Consider the following 7519-nt stretch of genomic DNA (forward strand, 5'->3'; position numbering starts at 1 on the left):
ATGCCGATCAGGCACAGCGGGAAGACATCGGTGGCACCCAGCAGCACGGGCTGCTGCAGGCAGGTCTGCAGCGCCTGCGCACGGGCCCGGGCGGCTTCCACCTCATGCGGCCCCTCGTGCCGCTGCAGCAGCGCGAACTCGCTGTCGCCCAGGTGGGCCACGGCCTCGCGCTCGTCGGAAAACTGGCGCAGCCGTGCGGCGATGGCCATGGCCAGCGTGTCGCCTGCGCCAAAGCCCATGCTGGCCTTCAGCTCGACGATGCGCGGGACCTCGATCACATGCAGCGTGAGGCCGCATTCCTCGCGAAGTGCGGCCTGGGCATGGGCATCGATCTGGCCGAGGAAATTCGTGCGGTTCGGCAGGCCGGTGACTTCGTCGAAGTTGGCCAGCTCGTGGATGCGGTGCTCGGCCTGGCGCTGCTGCGTGATGTCCTGCAGGATGGCGATGCCGTGCTGGCCCACATGCCCATCCTTGGCCCGGTGCAGCACCCCGCGGTGCAGCACGGTCAGCAGTTGGCCGTCTGCGCACAGCACGCGGTGCTGGAATTCGAACGGTTCATCGAGCACTGCATGGCGCCAGATCGTGGCCACCAGGCTGCGCTCGTCGGCGGGCACCCAGGGCAGGGCGTCGATCAACTCCGGCCCGGCCGCGGGCGTGGCCTCGCCGACCAGCATGCGCAAACCGCTGGAGCTGATCACCTGGCCGCTGGGCCATGCCAGCTCGAACGAGCCGCTGCGGCACAAGGCCTCGCTGCGGGCCAGCATCTCGGCATGCCATTCGGCTCGCCGCAGCGCCGCCTTCTGCTCGCTGACGTCGAACAAGGTCAGCAGGTTGGCCGGCCGGCCGTCGATGTCGACCAGCTGGCCGCACACCCTGCCGTCGAACTCGCTGCCGTCCGGGCGCACGCAACGCACGTCATAGGCCTTGCCGGGCTCGCCTTCCAGGCGGCGTTGCCTTTGCGCCAGCACCTGCAGGTGGTCGGCCTTGGCAATGAAGCGCAGCCAGGGCTGGCCGATGAGCCGTTGCGGTTCACAACCGAACATTTGCGCCGCCGCGGGATTGGCCAGCCGCACGTTGCCGCCGTCAAGCAGCACCAGCCCGGCCTGGGCCTGGGTCAGCAACTGCACCGCATGCCGAGGCACGAGCTCGCTGGCGGCGGACAGACCGAGGCCCGGTGGCGATGGTGCGGGCAGGGAGGTTTGCGGTGCGCGCATCAGAAGCTTCCTGGCGGGGTCAGCAGGCCGCCTTCGGCAGCGGGGCCGGCCACCGGGATCCAGACCCGGAAGGCACTGCCCTGGCCGGGGGCCGATTGCAGGCGGATCGAGCCGCCATGCCGCTGCACGATGGAGAACGACAGCGACAGGCCCAGGCCGGTGCCCTTGCCCACCGGCTTGGTGGTGAAGAAGGGCTCGAAGATGCGCCGCTGCACCTCTTCGTTCATGCCGCAGCCGCTGTCGCGCACCTCGACCCAGACCCAGTCGTCCTGGGTGCCGCTGGACAGCGTGATGGTGCCGCGGCCTTGAATGGCGTGCGAGGCATTGACGATCAGGTTCATGAAGACCTGGTTGAGCTGTGCGGCCAGGCAGCGCACCAGTGGCAGCGGCGTGAGCTGCTTGATCACCTCGGCCTTGTACTTGACCTCGTGCATGACCACGTTGAGCGTCGATTCCAGGCCGGTGTTGAGGTCGGCCTCCTGCCAATCGGCCTGGTCCACGCGCGAGAAGTCCTTCAGGTCCTGCACGATCTTCTTGACCCGCGCCAGCCCGTCCTCGCTTTCGCTGAGCAGCTGCGGCAGGTCCTCGCGCAGGTAGTCCATCTCCACGCTTTTCTTGATGTCGGCCAGGGGTGCGCGAGTCTCGGTGCCAAAGCCTTGCGACTCGGCCTGCTGGTAGCCGTCGATCAAGCGCATCAGGTCCTGCACATAGGTCTTGAGCGAGTTCAGGTTCGAGCCGACGAAGCCGATCGGGTTGTTGATCTCGTGCGCCACGCCGGCCGCGAGCTGGCCGATCGAGGCCATCTTGTCGGACTGCAGCAGCTGGTTCTGCGCTTCTTCGAGCTTGCGGTTGGTTTCCTGGATGCGGGCGAAGTTGCTTTGCAGTTCGTCTTGTGCGCGGCGGAATTCGGTGCGGTCCTGCACCAGCCACCAGGCGCCGGCGCTGAGGTCCTGGATGTCGGCCACGTAGGCGATCATCTGCACCCACAGTGCCGAGCCGCTGCTGTGGCGCAGCCACATTTCGTGCTGCACCGGCAGGCCCTGGGCCAGGCGCGGCTTGGCCAGCTGGGTCAGGGCGTCGTGGTCCTCGGCGCTGAGGAAGAAGTCGGCCCCGGCCATGCCGACGGCCGAGCCGCCCGGCAGGCCGAAGATCGCGGCCAGGGTCTGGTTGTTGTGCACCACCCGGCCGTCCATGGTGTGCAGAATGCCGATGGGCGAGTTCTCCATGAAGGCGGCCAGCTGGCGCACCGTGCCACCGAGCTCGGCCGAGCGCTCCTCCACCAACTGTTCGAGCTGGTTGCGGTGGCGCGTCAGCTCTTCCTCGGCCTTGCGCCGCTGGGTCACGTCCTGCAGCGTTTCGATCGCACCGATCAGCTCGCCCTGCGGATCGCGCAGCGGTGCCGCGGTGAAGAACAGCCAGCGGCCTTCTTCGCCTTCCTTGAGCGCAGGGAAAAAGGTTTCGCCTTCGTAGGCATCCTGCAGTTCCTGCGAAGGCTTGACGGCGTCCTGGTAGTGGTTCTTGAGTTCGTTCAGCTTGACGCCGTCGACGATCATGTCGGCCAGCAGCGGGCGTTCATGGTTGTAGAAGGCGCGCCAGTACTCGGTGCGGCCCAGCATCTCCCACGCCAGGCGGCCGGTCAGCCGCTCGCAGGCCTTGTTCCAGTGGGTGACGCGGTGGTCCCGGTCGACCACGAAGGTCGCGACCGGGCCGCCGTTGATGATCTGGTTCAGCAACTGGCTGACTTGCAGCAGGCTGCTCTGCACGTGCTGGATGTCGCTGAGGTCCTGGCAGGTGACGATCACGCAAGGCTGGCCGTCGAACATCACGCGGCGACCGTTGATCTCGACCTGGCGCGTCGCGCCGTGGGCAGTGATCAACTGCAGCTCCATGGCCGGCGGATCGCCTGCCGGGCTCAGGCAGGCCTCGCCATAGGCCTGCAGGCCCGGCTGGCCGGCTTCGTCGCAGAGTGCTGAATGGTGAAAGCGGCGCAGCGCGTCCAGTTCATGGCCGGCCAGCCGCAGCATCGCCGGGTTGGCGTGCAGGATGGGGCCGCCGGCATGCACATAGGTGGGCACGGTGACGGCGTCCAGCAACAGCGGCAGCAGGCTGTGCAGGCCGTTGGAGGGCAGGGCGCGGGGCGTGACCGGGCGCAGATCGTCACGCATGTTGTTTGTCCTGGGGGGCCGCGCCGCTGGCGCTGTTGCCGGTCAACGCGCGCGCGCTGGGCAGCGAGTCCTTGCGGATGCGCAGTGCGAGCTTCAGGCCCTCGCTGCTGACGAAGTCGCGCACCTGGCGGATGACCCGGGCGTCAAACACATAGCCGGCGGCCAGTAGCAGCGAGCCCTTGGGCGACAGCAGGTCGCGCGCCAGCACCATGCCGGGCTTGAGGTCCGGGGCTTCGACCGCGATGTCGTTGCTTTCGGATGCATCGGGGGTCTGCAGTGCCAGCTCCAGCGCTGCCACCACGCGAGGGTCGTAGCGGGTGCCGGCGCCGTTGGCCAGGGCTCGCAGCGCGGACTCCGGGCTGAAGCACTTTTCTGCCAGTCCGCCGTGCACCATGCCGTCGTAGTCGCTGGCGGCCGAGACGATGCGCGCGCCGATCAGGATTTCGTCGCCGGCCAGGCCGTCAGGAAAACCGTTGCCGTCCAGCCGCTCATGGTGCTGGCGCACGATGCGGCCCACCGTCTGCAACTGGGCCAGCGGCATCAGCGCGGCTTCACCGTCCCGCGGATGCTTGCGGTAGCGCGCCATCTCGTCTGGCGAGTAGGTCGAGACCGGTTTGCCCAGCATCTTGTCCGGAAAGCCGATCTTGCCGATGTCGTGCAGCAGCGCTGCGAGGTAGATGTCCTGCTGGGAACGCTCGTCGAGCTTCAGGGCGGCAGCGGTGCGGCGCGCCAGCGAGGCGACCCGGCGCGAGTGGCCGGCAATGCCGTCCTGGCGCATTTCCATCAGGCCGCTGAAGACGGTGACCGCGACCATGAAGTTCTGGTTCAGTTCTTCATAGGCCTTGTTCAGCATCGCATTGATCTGCTCGATCTCGGCGGTGCGGGACTTGACGCGGTTTTCCAGCCCCTGGTTGAGTTCGGCCAGGGCCTGGTTCTGGCTTTGCGTGAGGGCCAGCAGGCGGTTGTTCTGCTGTTCCAGGTCACGCCGGGTCAGGGCCTCGCGCACCACGAGCAGCAGGTCCTGGTCTTCCCAGGGCTTGGCGATGTAGCGGTGGATCTCGCCGCAGTTGATCGCGGCAATCGTGGCGCTGATGTCGGCATAGCCGGTCAGCAGGATGCGCACCGTGCCGGGGCAGCGGGCGCGCACCTTCTCCAGGAACTGGGCGCCGTCCATCTCTGGCATGCGCATGTCGGAGATCACCAGGTCCACGGTTTCCTGCTGCAGCAGTGCCAGGCCGTCTGCCCCGCTGGTGGCTTGCAGGATGCGGTAGCCCTGGGTGCGGAAGAGGCGCCGCAGGGCGCTCAGCACCGAGGCTTCATCGTCCACCAGCATCAGGGTGACCGGTGGCGCGTCGAGCGCGGGGCCGGCTGGTACGGGGGTCAGGGCATCGGACATGCGCAAGCGTCACGGCAGGAACAGTGCAGGGCGACGCGTGGCGCGTCGAGCGGGTTCGGGTGCGGCCAGACTTCGCCGCCTGAGTTGCTTATCGGCCTGCGGCGCTGCGGCATGCGTTGGCGGTGCGTGAATTTGTGCCGGCTTGATGTGGGGGACTACCCGCGGGTGCCGCCACTACACTCCGGCCATCCTCCTTGCTGCGCCGTCGCATCGCCACCATGCCCGTCATCGCCGTTCCCCACCCGTTGGTCCGCCACAAGGTTGGCCTGCTGCGCGAATCCGACATCTCGACCAAGAAGTTCCGCGAGATCACCGGCGAGCTGGCGCGCCTGCTGGCCTACGAGGCCACGGCCGACTTCCCGCTCGAAAACGTGATGATCGACTGCTGGAGCGGCCCGACGCAGGTCGAGCAGATTGCGGGGCGCAAGGTCACGGTGGTGCCCATCCTGCGGGCCGGCCTGGGCATGCTGGACGGCGTGCTGGACATGGTGCCGAACGCCAAGATCAGCGTGGTTGGCCTGGCGCGGGACCACGAAACGCTGCAGCCGGTGCACTATTTCGAGAAGTTCGTCGGTGCGCTGGACCAGCGTACTGCGCTGATCGTCGACCCGATGCTGGCGACGGCCGGCTCGATGATCGCCACCATCGACCTGCTCAAGCGCCGCGGCTGCAAGGACATCCGCGCGCTGGTGCTGGTGGCCGCGCCCGAGGGCATCAAGGCGCTGGAGGCGGCCCACCCGGACGTGCGCTGCTGGACGGCCGCCATCGACAGCCACCTCAACGAGCAGGGCTACATCATTCCCGGCCTGGGCGACGCGGGCGACAAGATCTTCGGCACCAAGGACGAAGGCACGCGCTGAGCCGTGCCAGGCCCGCTCTCAGCGCAGGACCTTCAGCGCGTCCGGGTTGACGATGTTGGACGGCGTGCCGCCGACGAAGTTGACGACGTTGTCGAACGCGGCGGTGAAATAGAGCTCGTAGCTGTCCTGCTCCACGTAGCCGATGTGCGGCGTGCAGACGGCGTTTTCCAGCCGCAGCAGCGGATGGCCCTGCAGGATGGGCTCGGACTCGAACACGTCCACCGCGGCCATGCCGGGCCGGCCGCGGTTCAGCGCCGAGACCAGCGCGGCGTCTTCGACCAGCTCGGCGCGCGAGGTGTTGACGAACAGCGAGGTCGGTTTCATCTTCGCCAGATCGGCATGCGTGACGCCGTGGCGGTTGCGGTCAGACAGGCGCAGGTGCACGCTGAGCACATCGCTCTGCTCGAACAATGCGTCTCGGCTGTCGAACGTGGCCCAGCCGTCGGCCTGGGCACGCTCGCGGCTGGCTTCGCTGGCCCAGATGCGCACGTCCATGCCAAAGGCCTTGCCGTAGCCGGCCACCAGCGCGCCGATCTTGCCGTAGCCCCACACGCCAAGGATGCGGCCGCGCAGCTGCAGGCCCAGGCCGAAGTTGGGCGGCATCGAGGCCGACTTCAGGCCGGATTGTTGCCAGGCGCCGTGCTTGAGGTTGCCGATGTACTGCGGCAGCCTGCGCATGGCGGCCATGATCAGCGCCCAGGTCAGCTCGGCCGGCGCATGCGGCGAGCCGACGCCTTCTGCCACGGCAATGCCCAGCCGGGTGCAGGCGTCCACGTCGATGTGCGGGCCCACGCGGCCGGTCTGCGAGATCAGCCTCAGCTTGGGCAGCTTCTCCAGCAGGGCGCGGTTGAACTGCGTGCGTTCGCGGATGGCCACCAGCACCTCCGCATCGCGCAGGCGCACCGACAACTGGCCTTGGCCCTTGACGGTGTTGGTGAAGACCTTGGCCTGCAGATGATTCAGTGCCGATGCGCAGTTGAGCTTGCGCACGGCGTCCTGGTAGTCGTCGAGGATGATGATGTTCACCCCGCGATTTTGCACCGTGATGCAGCCTCCGCCCGGGCCGTGGGGCCTCAGGACGTTACTTCAGCAGCCGGAAGCCATACCAGCTGTGTCAGGTGTATCGGCTGGAGGGTTGAACGGCGGCTTCAGCTTCAGCGGCGCGCGGCCTTCTGGTGCTCGGCCAGGCTGCGCATCGCGTCCATGGCCTGGATGGCCCAGGGTTCGGGCAGGTTCAGCGGCGGCAGCGTGACCGGGCCACCGATGGCCGCTGCAGCGGATGTGCCGTGGCCGTGGGCGTGCGGGAACAGGCTGTCCAGCCCGCGGTAGAGCTCGGCGCGCAGGCCGCGGGTTTCGCCGTCGGTCTGGCGCAGGGCGGCCAGCACCGGGCCGCGCAGCAGCCACAGGTCCAGCGGTTCGTTGGCCAGCCGCACCTGGTTGCGCAGCCATTCGCCCTTGCGGTCCTTCATGGTGGCCACGGCGCGCATGAAGATGTGTTTCATCTCGACGAAGGCGCGTCGGGCGGCAATGCGGGCAGCGCGTTCGGCCGGCAGGCCGGCGGCCGCCAGTTCGGCGTCGAAGGCGCTGGGCATCACGCTGTCCAGCTCGCTCAGCAGCGAGGACCCGGGCAAGGTGTTGGCAAATGCCGGTGCGCGGCGCTCAGGAATTGTGGCGTTGGGCATGGCGATCAGTCGACTGCAAGACATTCGTGGCCGTGCCCGCGGCGCGGGCCGGGAAATGGCGGTTCACCTGCGCCAGCCGGCGGTCGGCCTCGGTCTGGTTCAGGTGGAAAGCGATCAGGTTGTAGAGCTCGGCGCGCAGGTGCCACAGCTCGCGCAGCGAGCGGGCATGGCAGGCGCGGCGCGACAGGTCGTGCGTGGCCTC

6 protein-coding genes and 1 pseudogene are annotated in these 7519 nt (G+C 68.0%); 1 reads left to right on the top strand and 6 read right to left on the bottom strand.

Features of this window, described 5'->3' with window-relative positions; all coding sequences use genetic code 11:
• From FKP22_RS15405 to nosR, 3 genes are all read right to left on the bottom strand, one after another.
• Nucleotides 1-1214: PAS domain S-box protein (locus tag FKP22_RS15405; RefSeq protein WP_141288353.1), on the bottom strand; the 1214-nt coding region annotated here is incomplete at its 3' end.
• Nucleotides 1214-3379 carry a PAS domain S-box protein gene (locus tag FKP22_RS15410; RefSeq protein ID WP_141288354.1) on the bottom strand — a complete coding sequence of 722 codons (2166 nt, stop codon included), beginning with the start codon at nucleotides 3377-3379 and terminating at the stop codon, nucleotides 1214-1216. The genes FKP22_RS15405 and FKP22_RS15410, both read right to left, overlap by 1 nt.
• Complete coding sequence (nosR, locus tag FKP22_RS15415) at nucleotides 3372-4775, bottom strand: response regulator c-di-GMP phosphodiesterase, NosR family (RefSeq protein WP_141288355.1); 1404 nt, start codon at nucleotides 4773-4775, stop codon at nucleotides 3372-3374. Before nosR ends, FKP22_RS15410 begins: the two co-directional genes overlap by 8 nt.
• 218 nt (nucleotides 4776-4993) lie before the next feature.
• On the opposite strand from nosR, the gene upp reads away from it, so the two are divergent.
• Complete coding sequence (upp, locus tag FKP22_RS15420; RefSeq protein ID WP_141288356.1) at nucleotides 4994-5635, top strand: uracil phosphoribosyltransferase; 642 nt, start codon at nucleotides 4994-4996, stop codon at nucleotides 5633-5635.
• An 18-nt stretch (nucleotides 5636-5653) separates the two neighbouring features.
• On the opposite strand, the gene FKP22_RS15425 is transcribed toward upp, so the two are convergent.
• From FKP22_RS15425 to FKP22_RS32115, 3 genes and pseudogenes are all read right to left on the bottom strand, one after another.
• Entirely contained in the window at nucleotides 5654-6661 is a 1008-nt protein-coding gene (locus FKP22_RS15425; RefSeq protein WP_141288357.1) for a D-2-hydroxyacid dehydrogenase family protein, read from the bottom strand.
• A 128-nt stretch (nucleotides 6662-6789) separates the two neighbouring features.
• Nucleotides 6790-7317, bottom strand: a complete 528-nt coding sequence (locus FKP22_RS15430) for a hypothetical protein (RefSeq protein ID WP_141288358.1) — start codon at nucleotides 7315-7317, stop codon at nucleotides 6790-6792.
• A pseudogene (locus FKP22_RS32115) lies at nucleotides 7295-7519 on the bottom strand (hypothetical protein); the annotation flags it as partial. The gene FKP22_RS15430 and the pseudogene FKP22_RS32115, both read right to left, overlap by 23 nt.

The organism is Ideonella azotifigens, assembly GCF_006519715.1.
Taxonomy (GTDB): domain Bacteria; phylum Pseudomonadota; class Gammaproteobacteria; order Burkholderiales; family Burkholderiaceae_C; genus Ideonella; species Ideonella azotifigens.

Excerpts from the sequence above, each read along its gene's own strand:
- nosR (WP_141288355.1), bottom strand. The coding sequence starts at position 4,775 with ATGTCCGATGCCCTGACCCCCGTACCAGCCGGCCCCGCGCTCGACGCG.
- upp (WP_141288356.1), top strand. The coding sequence starts at position 4,994 with ATGCCCGTCATCGCCGTTCCCCACCCGTTGGTCCGCCACAAGGTTGGC.
- FKP22_RS15410 (WP_141288354.1), bottom strand. The coding sequence starts at position 3,379 with ATGCGTGACGATCTGCGCCCGGTCACGCCCCGCGCCCTGCCCTCCAAC.
- FKP22_RS15430 (WP_141288358.1), bottom strand. The coding sequence starts at position 7,317 with ATGCCCAACGCCACAATTCCTGAGCGCCGCGCACCGGCATTTGCCAAC.